Annotated in this window: 10 protein-coding genes and 1 pseudogene; 7 read left to right on the top strand and 4 right to left on the bottom strand. The window is 45.9% G+C overall.

Features of this window, described 5'->3' with window-relative positions; genetic code table 11:
* Nucleotides 1-332, top strand: a pseudogene (locus tag WJ238_RS01135) (hypothetical protein); the annotation flags it as partial.
* Between the two features lie 56 nt (nt 333-388).
* On the opposite strand, the gene gltD reads toward WJ238_RS01135, so the two are convergent.
* From gltD to WJ238_RS01115, 4 genes are read right to left on the bottom strand one after another with little or no spacing between them, the layout of a single operon-like run.
* Nucleotides 389-1843: a glutamate synthase subunit beta gene (gene gltD, locus WJ238_RS01130; protein WP_337605922.1), complete on the bottom strand. Its 1455-nt coding sequence runs from the start codon at nt 1841-1843 to the stop codon at nt 389-391.
* 21 nt (nt 1844-1864) lie between these two features.
* On the bottom strand, nt 1865-6385 hold the full coding sequence (gene gltB / locus WJ238_RS01125; RefSeq protein ID WP_337605921.1) for a glutamate synthase large subunit: 4521 nt from the start codon (nt 6383-6385) through the stop codon (nt 1865-1867).
* Nucleotides 6386-6403: 18 nt separating this feature from the next.
* Nucleotides 6404-7984 (bottom strand): asparagine synthase B, encoded by a 1581-nt coding sequence (gene asnB / locus WJ238_RS01120; protein ID WP_316270361.1) that lies wholly within the window; start codon nt 7982-7984, stop codon nt 6404-6406.
* 25 nt (nt 7985-8009) lie between these two features.
* Nucleotides 8010-10103 (bottom strand): glutamine synthetase III family protein, encoded by a 2094-nt coding sequence (locus tag WJ238_RS01115; RefSeq protein WP_230106001.1) that lies wholly within the window; start codon nt 10101-10103, stop codon nt 8010-8012.
* A gap of 375 nt (nt 10104-10478) precedes the next feature.
* On the opposite strand from WJ238_RS01115, the gene WJ238_RS01110 reads away from it, so the two are divergent.
* The 6 genes from WJ238_RS01110 to WJ238_RS01085 form a co-directional block, all read left to right on the top strand.
* Nucleotides 10479-11702: a glutamine synthetase family protein gene (locus WJ238_RS01110; RefSeq protein ID WP_316270364.1), complete on the top strand. Its 1224-nt coding sequence runs from the start codon at nt 10479-10481 to the stop codon at nt 11700-11702.
* Between the two features lie 24 nt (nt 11703-11726).
* Nucleotides 11727-12311 (top strand): ANTAR domain-containing response regulator, encoded by a 585-nt coding sequence (locus tag WJ238_RS01105; protein ID WP_316264725.1) that lies wholly within the window; start codon nt 11727-11729, stop codon nt 12309-12311.
* A 128-nt stretch (nt 12312-12439) separates the two neighbouring features.
* Nucleotides 12440-13504, top strand: a complete 1065-nt coding sequence (spoIVB, locus tag WJ238_RS01100; protein WP_316270366.1) for a SpoIVB peptidase — start codon at nt 12440-12442, stop codon at nt 13502-13504.
* Nucleotides 13505-13621: 117 nt separating this feature from the next.
* The gene (gene spo0A, locus WJ238_RS01095) at nt 13622-14413 is read left to right on the top strand and encodes a sporulation transcription factor Spo0A (protein WP_256193581.1); all 792 of its coding nucleotides are present in this window, start codon (nt 13622-13624) and stop codon (nt 14411-14413) included.
* Nucleotides 14414-14486: 73 nt separating this feature from the next.
* Nucleotides 14487-15923, top strand: a complete 1437-nt coding sequence (gene glgA / locus WJ238_RS01090; RefSeq protein ID WP_230106006.1) for a glycogen synthase GlgA — start codon at nt 14487-14489, stop codon at nt 15921-15923.
* A 70-nt stretch (nt 15924-15993) separates the two neighbouring features.
* A partial coding sequence (locus tag WJ238_RS01085; protein WP_337605920.1) for a methylenetetrahydrofolate reductase occupies nt 15994-16671 on the top strand: 678 nt, incomplete at its 3' end.

Genomic DNA, 16671 nt, shown 5'->3' with positions numbered 1-16671 from the left:
CAAAAATCAAGGATAAAGAGACAGCATTGGGGCGCTTGATGTATGATCTGCAATGCAGAACTGCAGACGAAATGTTTAGTGAGATTCTGGCAGAGCGTGTCAGGGAGTTAAAGGAAACGCCGGAAGGAGTGTACAGTATGTGTCGTGAGATGGATGAGATTTACAATGAAGGAATTGAGAGAGGACTGGAGAAAGGAAAAATGGAAATGAAACAGGAAACTGTTTTATCTATGGCTAATTTGGGCATGCCGGTGGAGCAGATCGCAGCGGTAGTAAAAGAGAGCATTGGTATGGTTCAGAAGTGGATTTCCGAAGGCAAGACAGCTGTATAACAGGTAAGGCAAAAAATAACTCCAGCTCTTTGTGAGCCGGAGTTGTTTACTATAATCTACATATTCGTATATCCCATCAGATACTGATCCACCTCACGGGCGCACTGCCGGCCTTCAGCGATGGCCCAGACAACGAGTGACTGGCCGCGGCGCACATCCCCGGCTGTGAATACTTTTTCTTTGCCGGCTGCAAAAGAGGAGGGGGCAGTGGAAATCGTGCCCCGGGCTGTGCGCTCCAGTTGAAATGCGTCAGTGATATAATCCTCACATCCGGTAAAGCCGGCTGCAATGAGCAGAAGATCAGCTTCTATGATCTGTTCACTGTCTTTTACTTCTGTCATCTTACCGTTTTCAAACCGGACTTTGACTGTGCGAATGCCTGTCAGATGGCCTTTTTCGTCGGATAAAAATTCTTTGACTGTTGTCTCATATATACGGGGATCATGTCCGAAGAGAGCACAGGCTTCTTCCTGACCGTAATCTGTCTTACAGATCCTGGGCCATTCAGGCCATGGATTGGATGCCAGGCGTTCATCCGGAAGTTTCGGCATCATTTCAATCTGGGTGACAGAGGTGCAGCCCTGGCGGATGCAGGTGCCGACACAGTCGTTCCCGGTATCACCGCCTCCTACAATGACTACCTTTTTCCCTTTGGCAGAGATGGGAGATGTCTGATCCATCAGATGTTTGGTGGCGGCAGTCAGGAAGTCCACGGCAAAATGAATTCCTTTTACCTGGCGGTTTTCACCGGCCAGATCCCGCGGCTTTTTGGAGCCGCAGCAAAGGACAACGGCATCATAATCTTTCAGGATTTTTTTTGCGTCTATATTTTTCCCTACATCTGCATTTGTAACAAAGCGGATCCCTTCTGTCTCCATAAGAGAGAGACGACGGAGCACGATAGATTTATCCAGCTTCATATTTGGAATGCCGTACATAAGAAGTCCGCCGGGACGGTCTTCCCGTTCGAATACAGTAACCTGATGCCCACGTTGATTCAGCTGATCAGCAACGGCAAGCCCTGCAGGACCGCTGCCGATGACGGCTACGGTTTTTCCGGTGCGTACGGGCGGAATGACAGGCTGCATATTTCCTGATGCAAAGCCGGTTTCGATGATGAAAAGTTCATTGTCTTTAATGGTAACCGGATCATCATTCAGACCGCATATGCAGGCTTTTTCGCAGAGCGCAGGACATACGCGTCCGGTAAATTCCGGGAAATTGTTTGTTTTTCTAAGGCGCCAAAGAGCCTGTGAAAAATTTCCGTGATAGACTTCATCGTTCCACTCCGGGATCAGGTTGTGAAGAGGACAGCCTGTAACCATTCCCTTAAGGACAAGGGCGGACTGGCAGAAGGGAACGCCGCAGTTCATACAGCGCGCCCCCTGTTTTTGACGTTCTTCTGCGGAAAGGGGCGGATGAAATTCATGATAATCCTGAATCCGCTCTTTTGGAGCAGAGGATGGATTTTCTGTTCGTTGATATTCTAAAAAACCAGTTGGTTTTCCCATAAGATCAGTTCCTCCTTCGGCTTATTTCTGGATTTCATAGAATGCTTCCAGTGCGGCATCCTCGTGTGAGAGCCCTTTTTCTTCATATTTGCTGATCGCATGAAGCATCTTTTGATAATCATTGGGAAGGATTTTCTTAAATCCCGGAAGATAAGCGTCAAAGTGTTCCAGGATATCTCTGGCAAGAAGAGAGGAAGTCTCTTTTTCATAATCCTTCAAAATATTTTTTAATTCTGCAATATCATGCTTTTCTGTCACTTCGGACATGGTAACCATTTCTTTGTTCAGTTTCTTATAAAGCTGATGTTCAAGATCCAGGACATAGGCAATGCCCCCGCTCATTCCGGCGGCAAAGTTTTTCCCGGTTGGTCCCAGGATCACTGCACATCCGCCGGTCATATATTCCAGACCGTGGTCGCCGCAGCCTTCGGATACTGCTGTGGCCCCTGAGTTGCGGACACAGAAACGTTCTCCGGCTACGCCGCATACATAAGCTTTCCCGGAAGTGGCCCCGTAGAGAGCAACATTTCCGATAATAATATTTTCAGAAGCAGAAAAGGTGCTTCCCTTGGGCGGATAGACAACCAGTTTTCCGCCGGAGAGTCCCTTGCCGAAATAATCATTGGCGTCACCCTCCAAAGTAAGGGTCAGGCCTTTTGGGATAAAAGCGCCAAAGGACTGTCCGCCTCCGCCCTGACAGTGTACAGTGAAGGTGTCTTCTTTCAGCGTATCCTGGAAGTTTTCTGTAATGACAGAACCGAGAATCGTGCCGACAGTACGGTTTACACTGTTCACCTGGATGGATTCACTGTGCTTTTTGCCTGTTTTCAGTGCCTTTGCAAAGCGGGGCAGTAAGATGGATTCATCAATGGTTTTTTCCAGTTCAAAGTTATAAACATCTTCCGGATGAAAATGGATCGCACTTTCTTCTGGGAAGGAGGAGAGAATGCGGGACAGATCAATGCCGCGGCGGGAGGAACCGTCCGGTTCATGACGCATAGTCAGGCATTCTGTATGACCTGTCATTTCAGCGAGAGTTGCAAAGCCAAGTTTTGCCATGATCTCTCGTAATTCCTCTGCAATAAACAGCATAAAATTCATGACATATTCCGGTTTCCCGCGGAAACGCTTCCGCAGACATTCATTCTGTGTAGCCACACCGACAGGACAGGTGTCCAGATTGCAGACGCGCATCATCATGCAGCCCAGTGTAACAAGGGGTGCGGTGGCAAATCCAAATTCCTCTGCACCAAGAAGAGATGCGATGGCAACATCCCGGCCGCTCATGAGTTTGCCGTCCGTTTCAAGGATGACACGGCTTCTTAAATGGTTTCGGATCAGCGTCTGATGAGTTTCGGCCAGTCCCAGTTCCCAGGGCAGTCCTGCATGGTGGATGGAGCTTTGGGGAGCGGCGCCCGTACCTCCGTCGTGGCCTGAGATAAGGACAACCTGTGCGCCTGCCTTTGCAACACCGGATGCAATGGTGCCGACGCCTGCCTCGGAGACAAGTTTCACGGCGATACGTGCTTTCCGGTTTGCATTTTTCAGATCATAAATAAGCTGCGCCAGATCTTCAATGGAATAAATATCGTGATGAGGCGGAGGCGAGATCAGGGATACACCGGGGGTAGAGTGCCTGGTCTTGGCAATCCACGGATATACCTTTTTACCGGGCAGATGTCCGCCTTCGCCGGGCTTTGCGCCCTGTGCCATTTTGATCTGAATTTCTTTGGCGCTGACCAGATATTCGCTGGTGACTCCAAATCGTCCTGAAGCGACCTGCTTGATGGCGCTGTTTTTTTCTGTGCCCAGCCGTTCCGGTTTTTCGCCGCCTTCACCGGAGTTAGATTTTCCGCCCAGGCGGTTCATGGCGATTGCCAGACATTCGTGGGCTTCTTCGGAGATAGAGCCGTAGGACATTGCTCCGGTTTTAAAATGTTTTACAATTTCGGATGCAGGCTCCACCTCTTCAATGGGAATCCCGCCGTTTTCCGGATACTGAAATTTAAGAAGTCCTCGGAGTGTATGCGGTTTATTTTCATCATCTACCATGGCAGTATATTCCTTGAAGCGTTTGTAATCTCCAGTTTGGACTGCCTGCTGCAGAGCGACGATAACAGCCGGATTATAGAGGTGATCTTCTTTGTCATCGCCGGTTCTTAAACGGTGGAAGCCGGTACTGTCCAAAGTGGTATCCACACCCAGACCCAGGGGGTCAAAGGCATGGTTGTGCCGTGCAATGACATCCTCATTGATTTCCTTCAGGCCGATTCCGCCCACACGGCTTACAGTGTTGGTGAAATAGCGGTCAATGACCTCCCGGCTGATTCCCACGGCTTCAAAAATCTGGGCAGACTGATAAGACTGAAGGGTGGAAATTCCCATTTTCGCCGCGATTTTGACAATGCCGTGAAGGATAGCTTCATTGTAATCATGGATGGCTGTGTGGTAGTCTTTGTCCAGCACACCTTTGTCGATCATTTCTGAAATACATTCGTGAGCCAGATAGGGGTGTACTGCTCTTGCGCCGTAGCCCAGGATTGCTGCAAACTGATGCACATCTCTTGGTTCAGCGCTTTCCAGAATGATGGAAACAGCTGTCCTTTTCTTTGTGCGCACAAGATGCTGCTCCATGGCAGAGACAGCCAGTAAAGAAGGAATGGCTACATGATTTTCATCCACGCCACGGTCGGAGAGAATGAGAATATTTGCCCCCTTTGTATAGGCCCGGTCACAGCTGACAAAAAGCTGATCCAAAGCCCGATCCAGCGATGTGTTTTTAAAGTATAAAAGAGAAATGACAGCGCTTTTAAAGCCGGGGCGATCCAGCGATTTGATCTTCATCAGGTCAACGCCGGTCAGGATAGGATTTTGTACCTCCAGAACTGTACAGTTTTCACTGGATTCTTCCAGTAAGTTACCGTCCGATCCGATATAAACAGTGGTATCGGTAACGATTTCTTCTCGAAGAGAATCGATAGGAGGATTTGTTACCTGTGCAAACAGCTGCTTAAAATAGTGGGAAAGAGGAGGGTGTTTCCTGGAAAGTACGGCAAGAGGAATGTCCGTTCCCATAGATGCGATCGCTTCAGAAGCATTTTGAGCCATGGGAAGAAGCACGTTTTTGATATCTTCATAAGTGTAGCCAAATACTTTATAGAGCTGATCCCGTCTGTGCTGATCATAGGTAGGAACCTTCTTGTTAGGAGTGGGAATATCTTTCAGATATAAAAGGTTCAGATCCAGCCATTCCCCGTAAGGCTGGCGGGAGGCATAATAGTTTTTGCATTCCTCGTCAGAGATGACCCGTTTCTGTTTCGTGTCCACCAGGAGGATTCGTCCGGGCTGAAGCCTGGATTTTTCCACAATATGCTCGGATGGAATATCCAGTACGCCAACCTCGGAAGAAAGGATCAGATGGCGGTCGTCTGTAATATAATAGCGGGAGGGACGAAGACCGTTCCGATCCAGTATAGCGCCCATAATGTCACCGTCAGAGAAAAGGATAGCAGCCGGTCCGTCCCAGGGTTCCATCATGGTGGCATAATAATGATAGAAATCTTTTTTGGAGGAATCCATATACCGGTCATGCTTCCACGGTTCCGGAATCGTGATCATGACAGCCAGAGGAAGTTCCATGCCGTTCATGTAGAGAAACTCTAAGGTATTGTCCAGCATGGCAGAGTCGGAACCGCTGCTGTTGATCACAGGGAGCACTTTGTCAATGTTGTCAGAGATCACGGGAGAATGCATGGTTTCTTCCCTTGCCAGCATACGGTCCGCATTGCCCCGTATGGTATTGATCTCCCCGTTATGGAGGATCAGCCGGTTAGGATGAGCCCGCTCCCAGCTGGGGGTTGTATTGGTTGAAAAACGTGAGTGGACCATAGCGATGGCCGTCTGATAGCAGGGATCCTGCATATCGTCATAGAAGCGGCGAAGCTGGCCTACAAGGAACATGCCCTTATATACGATTGTCCGGGAGGATAAAGAAGCCACATAGGTATCCTCACAGCTTTGTTCAAATTCCCGTCTCGCAATGTATAGAAGGCGGTCGAAGGGCAGTCCGGCCGGGCAGTTTTTCGGGCGCTCAATAAAACACTGTGTGATATAGGGCATTCTCTCTCTTGCATAATCTCCCAGGATTTCCGGATGGACAGGAACCTTTCTCCAGCCAAGTAAATGCAGGCTGTTTTTTTGCAATATGACTTCAAACATTTTGCGCGAAAAATTGCGTTTTAACGTATCCTGCGGAAAAAAGAACATGCCGACTCCGTAATCACCGGCTTTTCCAAGACTGATTCCCAGCGAAGAAGCAGCTTTTTTAAAAAAGGAGTGGGAAATCTGTGTGAGTATTCCCACTCCGTCACCGACCTGACCCGTTGCGTCTTTCCCGGCACGGTGCTCCAATTTCTCTACAATCGTAAGAGCATCATCCAGGACTTTATGTTCTTGAATACCGTCAATACTGACAACGGCACCGATACCGCAGGCATCGTGTTCAAAACGATCTTGATAGAGGTTTGATTGATTTTGTTTCATAGTAAACTCCTTTTATTTTTATATACCGCTGGCACCATAATTGGAAAGTACCCTTGCGGAGGGATCATCCACATCACAGCCTTTCCAGGAACGGTTGGGCATCCAGAAATCTTTGATCATTTCGCCCTGACCGGGATAGAATTGTTCGAAAATCTCCCGGTACAGAAGAGATTCCTTAGTGAAAGGCGCAGCATGTGTAAATGTTTTGCATTTTTTTTCAAACTCGTCATCTGTATAAGAGTTTTCGGCATATTCTTTCAGATAATCTACCAGGGAATGACCGACAGCGTCTGAGAATGCAGCCTTTTCACGCATGAGAATATCATAGGGAAGATAGTCGCCTTCAAAAGCATGGCGGAGGAGATATTTTCCTTTCTGATAGATATTCATCTTTTTAGCGGGATCGACAGACATTACATAGGAAACAAAGTCCAGATCGCCGAAGGGAACCCTTGCTTCCATAGAGTTGACGCTGATGCAGCGGTCAGCTCTTAAGACATCGTACATATGAAGTTCCCTTATTCTTTTTGCGGACTCCTCCTGAAAGGCCTCTTTGGAAGGGGCAAAATCCGTATATTTATAGCCGAACAGCTCATCAGATATTTCTCCGGTCATCAGGACACGGATATCGGTAGTTTCATGGATTGCCTTGCAGATCAGATACATGCCGACAGATGCGCGGATCGTTGTAATGTCAAATGTGCCAAGAGCCTGGATCACATCAGGCAGAGAAGAGATAACATCCTCTTTTGTGATGATGATTTCCGTATGCTCGCTTCTAATGTGGTCAGCCACTTCTTTTGCATATTTCAGATCAATAGCGTCCTCGCTCATGCCGATGGCAAAGGTGCGGATAGGACGATCCAGTATGCGGGCGGAAATGGCGCAGACCAGGGAAGAATCCAGTCCTCCGCTCAACAGAAAGCCGAGAGGTGCGTCCGAATCCAGTCTTTTCCGGATTCCTTCTGTTAATTTGTCATGAATATTCCGGCAGACAGTTTCTGTGTCATCCAGACAGACGGAAGGGACTTTTGTCATGTCACGGTAACAGACAAATTTGCCGTCTTTATAATAATGACCGGGAGGAAACGGAAGGATGTGGTCTGCGATTCCTATAAGATTTTTGGGCTCACTGGCAAAAACAATGGCGCCCTTTTTATCATACCCGTAATAGAGGGGACGTATACCGATAGGATCCCTTGCAGCCAGATAGGAGTGCGTGTTTCCGTCAAAAAGGACGAGGGCATACTCGGCGTCCAGCATGCGAAACATATCAGTGCCGTACTCCTCATAAAGGGGAAGAAGGATTTCACAATCGCTGTCACTTTTAAATGTGTATCCTTTTGTTTCCAGTTTTTTCTTTAAAGAACGGAAGCCGTAAATCTCCCCGTTGCATACAAGATAATGGCGGGAAAGGGAGAAGGGCTGCATCCCTTCTCCCGTAAGTCCCATAATTGCAAGTCTGTGAAAACCAAGAAGTCCAAAGCCGGTATCTGTGATCCTGCTGTCGTCAGGACCACGGGAAATCGTACGGTCAAATCCCTCCTTAAATAAATCATAATCAGCATCGGCTGTACAATAGCCCATAATTGAACACATAACAGTAACCTCCAGGAACTTATTTTTATAAAATGCCGAACAAAAGCTCCCCGTAAGACGGGAATGGCCATGCGGAAGATGCAGTCATAGATTCCAGCGCATCGATATCTGTCCGGAGTTTTTCCATTGCCGGAATAACAAAATCGCGGTAATGGAAGGCCTCTTTCTCAAAATCAGAGATTCCTTCTGCTTCTTCCAATACAGTTTTCAAACTCTCCAGTTTCATGTAGGCAGAAGCAGTCAGACTAGAAAGCTTTTTAACGGATGTATACTCATAGCTGCAATCTATGTCAGCGCCGAGCGATTGTTTGGCGAGGACCGCATCTGTCATGGAATGACAGTAAACGGACACAGCAGGAAGAATATCCTTTTCTGCCATATCTGCCATAGTAAGGGCTTCAATATGCAGAACTTTGACATAGTTTTCCATTAAAATTTCATACCGTGCTTCCATTTCTTCTTTGCTGAATACTTTGTGAGAGGTAAAAAGCCGGATATTTTTCTCATCCAAAAAGCGGGGCAGGGCATCTGGAGTTGTACGTAAGTTTAAAAGTCCCCGTTTTTCAGCTTCTTTGATCCACGCATCATCATAACCGTTTCCATTGAAAATGATGCGTTTGTGATCCCGGATTGTCTTGCGGATCAGATCATGGAGTGTGAGGTCAAAATCGTCGGCACCTTCCAGAATATCTGCAAATTCTTTCAGTTCTTCCGCCACTGCAGTGTTCAGGATGATGTTGGGACCGGAGATGGATTCAGAAGATCCCAGCATGCGGAACTCGAACTTATTTCCTGTAAATGCAAAAGGAGAAGTACGGTTCCGGTCAGTTGCATCTTTCGGGAATTTAGGAAGCACATGTACGCCGACCCGCATCAGTTCTTTTTCCCGTCCGTCATAAGATTCTTCCTTTTCAATAGCATTAAGGACATCAGTCAGTTCAGAGCCAAGGAACATGGAAATGATGGCAGGTGGAGCCTCATTTGCGCCCAGCCTGTGGTCGTTTCCGGCGGAAGCGGCAGATAAACGAAGAAGATCCTGATATTCATCTACTGCTTTGATGACTGCACACAGGAACAGAAGAAACTGGGCATTTTCAGACGGAGTGTCTCCGGGTTCCAGAAGGTTCATGCCGGTATCTGTAGAAATAGACCAGTTGTTGTGTTTTCCGCTTCCGTTGATTCCTTCAAATGGCTTTTCGTGAAGAAGACAGACAAGATCGTGCTTTTTCGCAATCCTTTGCATCAGCTCCATAGTCAGCTGGTTATGGTCGGTCGCAATGTTGGTAGTAGTAAAAATGGGGGCCAGTTCATGCTGAGCGGGAGCCACCTCATTGTGTTCTGTTTTGGCAAGAATACCCAGTTTCCATAATTCTTCATTGAGTTCTTTCATATAGGCCTGGACGCGGGATTTGATAGTGCCGAAATAATGATCCTCCAGTTCCTGCCCTTTTGGAGCAGGAGCGCCAAAAAGTGTTCTTCCTGTGTAGATGAGATCTTTTCGTTTTTCGTAAAATTTTTTATCTACCAGGAAATATTCCTGCTCAGGTCCTACGGTTGTCTTGACGGAAGTTACATCCTCGTTCCCAAACAGACGGATTACACGCATAGCCTGGCGGTTGATTGCCTGCATACTGCGAAGAAGAGGGGTCTTTTTGTCAAGAGCATGGCCGCTGTAGGAGCAGAAAGCAGTGGGGATGCAAAGCACGCCGTTTTTAATGAACGCATAAGCAGTGGGATCCCAGGCAGTATACCCGCGGGCCTCAAAGGTTGCCCGAAGTCCTCCGGAAGGGAAGGAAGAAGCATCCGGTTCGCCCTGTACCAGTTCTTTGCCGGAGAACTCCATGATCACTTTTCCATCCTGGTCAGGCGAAATAAAACTGTCATGCTTTTCAGCGGTTCTTCCTGTCATAGGCTGGAACCAGTGGGTATAATGGGTTACGCCTTTTTCGATGGCCCAGTCCTTCATGGCGTTTGCAACTACATTTGCAATATTGATGTCCAGGCTTCTTCCGTCTTTCATTGTTCTTTGCAGCTGGCGGAATGTTTCTTTTGGAAGCCGCTCTTTCATGACAGATTCATCGAAAACCATGGAACCGAATTTTTCTGTAACTGTACTCATATACTCTGCATCTCCTTTTTCATTTTATTAACGTTATTAAACGAAGAAAGTCTTTAGACTTCTTTGTAAAAGAACAGAAACGACAAAAGCGCCGCCTTCCCTTACATGAAGGGAAAACAGCGCCTTTGCCGTTTCTATGCCTATGACTATACTGCTCAAAAGCAAGTTTGTCAAATGATTTCTATGTATTTATTTCCATACAATCTTTAGCCGGAGGCAGACAAAAGTTGACAAATAACAGGAAATCCGTTATATTTCACCTATAGTAAAAAGAGTAAGGGCAAAGGTGTTCTTCACGGGGGAAGATGGCAAAAAGGGGTCAGCTTGCCCTGTGGACGAATACCTTTTTATTTTATCCGTGAAAGGAAGGGTTTTATGAGTGCATATGAATATGAAAAGGTCATGGATTTTGTGGACGAGGAGGATGTGAAATTTATCCGACTTGCCTTTTTTGATGTATTCGGAATACAGAAAAATATTTCCATTATGCCGGGACAGCTGGAGAGAGCGTTCCGGGAGGGAATTTCTTTTGATGCATCAGCAGTGGAAGGTTTTGGAGATGAAGTGAAAAGCGACCTTTTCCTCCATCCTGATCCATCTACATTTTCCATTCTTCCGTGGAGACCGTCTGTGGGAAGAGTGGCCAGGATGTATTGTGACATCCGGTATCCGGACGGTACTTTATATGAAAAGGACAGCAGATACATTCTGAAGCAGGCTGTAGAGAAGGCGAAAGAGAAAGGCCTGACGGTTTACTTTGGCACAGAAGTAGAGTTTTATCTGTTTGAGACAGACGAAAAGGGAAGACCTACCAGAATTCCATTTGATCATGCAGGATATATGGATATTGCGCCGGAGGATAAAGGGGAAAATATACGGCGGGAGATCTGTTTTACACTGATTGATATGGGAATCGAGCCGGAAGCTTCTCACCATGAGGAAGGACCGGGGCAAAATGAGATTGATTTTCAGTACAGCGATGCTCTGAGCGCTGCTGACAACACATCTTCTTTTAAATGGATCGTGCGAACAGCGGCAATGGGGAATGGGCTTAGCGCTGATTTTTCGCCAAAACCGGTGAAAGAATATGCAGGAAACGGGATGCATATTAACATGTCGGTACAAAGCGAAGATGGTGAGGATTATAACAGGCAGTTTATGAGCGGAATTTTGGAGCATATCCGGGAAATCACTCTGTTTTTAAATCCGTCTGAAGATTCTTATATGAGACTTGGGGAAAAGAAAGCACCCAAATATATTACCTGGTCGCCGGAAAACCGGTCGCAGTTAATCCGGATTCCGGCTGTAAAAAACGGCCGCAAACGAATCGAGCTGCGCTCACCGGATCCGACAGCCAATCCATATCTGGCATTTGCCCTTTTGATCTATGCAGGTCTGGATGGAATAGAGAATGATCTTCCTTTGATGGAGCCGGCGAACGTTAACCTTTACAGAGCCGGAAATGAAGTAACCGACCATCTGAAAAAGCTGCCGGAGAGCAGAGGTGAAGCATGGGATGCGGCAAGTGCAAGTCCGCTTATAAAAGAAGTTTTACCGGAAGCTTACCTGGAAGTATACAAGAAACCTTTGAAAGCCTAGAACGATCAGAAAAGGAGAGAGGACATGCTCACAGAAAAAGAAAGATACCGCATATTGATCGTGTCCAGGGCAGAAAAAATGGCTGACCTCTTTAAAGAGACATTTCCGGGGCCGCAATATAAGGATGTATCATGCACGGCGGCTGCCGGAGATGCCAAACGTCTCTGTGTCAGCCATATGTACGATATTCTTATTATAAACACACCTCTGGCCGATGATTTTGGCGTGCGCACAGCAATTGATCTGTCAGAGCAGCATCACAATATGGGGATTCTTCTGCTTGTAAAAAATGAAATGTACGAGCAGGTTGTCTGTCAGGTGGAAGATTATGGAATTATAGCGCTTCCCAAGCCGACGACAAAACAGAACCTGTATATAGCGGTTAAAATGCTGAGCGCTCTGCAGATGAAAATAAAGAGGATGGAAAAGGAATCCAGACGGCTGAAAGAAAAGATGCAGGAGCTTCGCACCATTGACCGTGCAAAATGGATCCTGGTGGATCAAAGGAAAATGAGCGAACCCGACGCCCACAGATACATTGAAAGAAAGGCAATGGACCGCTGTGTCCGGAAAATAGAAATTGCAGAGGAAATCCTGAAAGAGATGTAACATATGATATATAAAGTGAGGGGATACCAGTTTTTACCAGTGTAAAAGTTTTCCTTCTTCGCATACTAACATAGGAAATGAACTTTTCTATACGATGAAAAAAGACAGATGGATAGTGGAGAGACAGTATGAGAAGATTTTGGTACAGACGAATGATTGTGATGATACTGGTATTTGCCTTTTCTGTAGGAGGCAGCTGGTATGTGATCCGAACAAATCAGAAAGCTTTGGAGAAAGAGGTGGGGGCCGATACTTCCAATGAGCTTTTGATTCCCGGAGGAATGCCGGTGGGGATTTACCTGGAAACGGAAGGAGCTCTTGTATTGGGAACAGAAGGAGTAACCGGTGAAGATGGAGAGGAACATGAACCGGCCGCTCATCTTGTAAAAGAGGGTGATTATATTATTGCCCTGGATGACGAGGAGATTAAAAATAAATCCCAGCTGATCGAGGCGGTGGCAGCTCTGGAAAGCGATGATATTGTTCTGACTGTACTGCGGAATAATCAAAAGATTGATATTCGTATGAAAGCCGTGCGGTGTGAAAGGAACGAATATAAGCTCGGGATATGGGTAAGAGACAATGCACAGGGACTTGGCACAGTGACATTTTTAAATGCCGACAGTCAGTTCGGCGCTCTGGGACACGGTATTCGCGACACAGATACAGGGCAGCTTCTGAATGCAGCAGACGGTCTTTTGTATACCACAAGCATCAAAGATATACAGAAAGGAGAAAATGGAACACCGGGCGGCATGGAAGGAATTATCGTGTACAATAATTATAATATTCTGGGGACGATACAGGAGAATACAAGTGAGGGAATATACGGAAAACTTGACCGGGTAGATACGCTTTTTACGGATACCACACCCATGGAACCGGTTCTTGACGAGTCAGAGGTGAAAGAAGGAGAAGCCGTGGTACGCTGCGCAGTAAGCGGCAGCGTAAAAGATTATGAGATTCGTATTACAAAAGTCGACGAAAACGCCAAAGAATCCAATAAAAAACTGCAGATTGAAGTGACAGATAAAGAGCTTTTGGAGCTGACTGGAGGAATTGTGCAGGGGATGAGTGGAAGTCCCATCATTCAGGACAATAAGATCGTTGGAGCGGTGACGCACGTGTTTGTAAATAACCCCAAAGAAGGATACGGAATTTTTATACAGGATATGTTGAAACATATCGAATAATCTGAAAATGGAAGAACCCTGTCGAGATTTTACGACCTTAATTTCTTGATTTCGCGACTTGTGGATTCTATAATTTTCCTTGACAGTTTTTCAAGAAAAAGATAGGAGGATTATGGAATGGGAGAGATTCGCGTAGCGATCGCCGACGACAATGAAAGAATCCTGGAACTGCTTGGCGAAATTATAAACAGCGACCGGGAGTTAAATCTGGTGGGAAAGGCAAATAACGGGGAAGACATGTGCAGTGTCATAAAGGAAAAGGAGCCGGATGTTGTCCTTCTTGATCTGATCATGCCAAAGATGGACGGTCTAAGTGTGATGGACCATGTGAATCATGACAAAACCTTGAAAAAGAGACCGAATTTTATTGTAGTAACAGCTGTGGGGCAGGAAAGAATTACGGAAGATGCATTTAATAAAGGGGCAGTGTACTATGTGATGAAACCTTTTAATAATGAGATGATACTGGATAGGATCAAGCAGGTGGGGCAGAAAGGGACAAATGCATTTTCTCATATCAGCGAAGCCGGCCATTCTAAAGAAGAAGATCCGCAGGTAAGTCTGGAAACCCGGGTGACTGATATGATCCATGAAATTGGTATACCGGCCCATATCAAAGGATATCACTATCTTAGAGATGCTATTATGATGGCCGTGGAAGATATGGATGTGCTCAATGCGGTGACAAAAGTATTGTATCCCACTGTGGCAAAACACCATCAAACCACCGCGAGCAGAGTAGAAAGAGCCATCCGCCATGCGATCGAGGTGGCATGGAGCAGAGGAAAACTGGATACCCTGGATGAACTGTTTGGATATACTGTAAGCAATGGAAAGGGAAAACCGACCAATTCGGAGTTTATTGCGCTTATTGCAGACACACTCAGACTGGAATATAAAAACAGATAACTCTTTTCATCTGAAAAAAAATACGATATAATATTTTTATAGCGTATATTGTGAGGATGGGAGGATCTTGATCATGAAAAAAATACTTTTTGCGGCGTCAGAATCTGTACCGTTTATAAAGACGGGAGGACTGGCAGATGTAGTCGGCTCTTTGCCGAAATATTTTGATAAAGAAAAATATGATGTCCGGGTGATGCTTCCGAAGTATCTTTGCATCAAGGAAGAATGGAGAAACCAGATGCAGTATCGGACACATTTTTACATGGATCTGAACTGGAGAACGGAATATGTTGGGATTCTGGAGTTGGAGTATGAAGGGATAACGTTTTATTTTATAGATAATGAATACTATTTCAGCGGCTGGGCTCCCTATGGAGATATTTATGCTGATATTGAAAAATTTGCATTCTTTTCAAAAGCAGTGCTCTCGGCCCTTCCGGTGATTGATTTCCGTCCGGATATCATCCACTGTCATGACTGGCAGACAGGACTTGTGCCGGTGTATCTGGATAATTTCCGCTATGGGAACGAATATTACAGAGGAATCAAGACCATCATGACAATACATAACCTGAAATTCCAGGGTACATGGGACACAAAGAGGGTACAGGATATTACAGGACTTCCGCCCTACTATTTTGTACCGGACAAGCTGGAAGCCTATAAGGATGCAAATTATCTGAAGGGCGGTATTGTCTATGCAGACCGCATTACAACTGTAAGTAATACCTATGCAGAGGAAATTAAAATGCCGTTCTACGGAGAAAAGCTGGACGGTCTCATGAATGCCAGGTCAAACTGTCTGTCAGGTATTGTAAACGGGATTGATTATGATGATTACAATCCGGAGACAGACAAGCATATTGCAAGAAATTATTCGGTAGATAATTTCCGTAAAGAAAAGATCAAAAATAAAATGGCTCTGCAGCAGGAACTGAACCTGGAACAGGATCATCATGTTATGATGATCGGTATTGTTTCCCGTCTGACAGATCAGAAAGGATTTGATCTGATTTCCTGTGTGATGGACGAGCTTTGTCAGGATGCTGTACAGATCGTGGTTCTCGGTACCGGAGAAGCACAGTATGAGAATATGTTCCGCCATTTTGCATGGAAATACCCGGGAAAAGTATCGGCCAATATTTATTATTCCGAGCCTATGTCTCACAAGATTTATGCTTCCTGCGACGCTTTTCTCATGCCGTCGCTGTTTGAGCCATGCGGCTTAAGCCAGCTTATGAGCCTTCGATACGGGACAGTGCCGATCGTACGTGAAACCGGCGGACTGAAAGATACGGTAGAGCCTTATAACGAATATGAGAAAACCGGAACAGGATTCAGTTTTATGAATTATAATGCACATGAAATGCTTGCCACAGTGCGCTATGCACAAAGGATCTTCTATGACCGCAAGAGGGACTGGAATAAGATTGTGGAAAGAGGCATGGAAAAAGATTTTTCATGGAACAGTTCAGCGAAACAGTATGAGCAGCTCTATGATGAACTGTAACCATAAAAATGAAATAAAAAATGAAAGAAAAAATGAAAGAAAAATTACACAGCATTAGGAGAGGACGGACATGAAGATAAAAGATATTTTGAAAGAAGAGAAAGTACATATTTCCTTTGAGGTATTTCCGCCAAAAACAGACGCCGGATATGAATCGGTTTTAAGAGCTACTGAGAAGATCGCAGCGCTGAAACCGGCATTTATGAGCGTGACATACGGCGCCGGCGGAGGAACCAGCAAAAATACAGCCAGTATCGCTTCACAGATCCAGGATGATTTCCATGTAACAAGCCTGGCACACTTGACCTGTGTATCTTCTACTAAAGAAGAAGTACATACGGTGATAGAAAATCTGAAAGAAAAGGGAATAGAAAATATACTGGCTCTTCGGGGAGATATACCGGCAGATACAGAGTTCCCTCTTCCGAATCACTATAAATATGCAAGCGAGTTGATTGAAGATATCAAGCAGCAGGGCGATTTTTGTATCGGGGCAGCATGCTACCCGGAGGGACATGTTGACACAGAACATAAGAAAGATGATATCCGGAATCTGAAAAAGAAGGTGGACTGCGGAGTAGATTTTCTGACAACGCAAATGTTTTTTGATAATAATATCTTCTACAATTTTCTGTACCGTATTCGGGAGCAGGGAATTACAATTCCGGTACTTCCGGGAATTATGCCGGTGACAAATGGAAAGCAGATTGCCAGAATCTGCCAGCTTTCCGGAACAATTCTTGCGGAG

The organism is Claveliimonas sp. (genome assembly GCF_037273965.1).
Classification (GTDB): Bacteria; Bacillota; Clostridia; order Lachnospirales; family Lachnospiraceae; genus Claveliimonas; species Claveliimonas bilis.
Note: the sequence above shows the minus strand (reverse complement) of the source record. Positions and strands in the feature narration are given on the sequence as shown.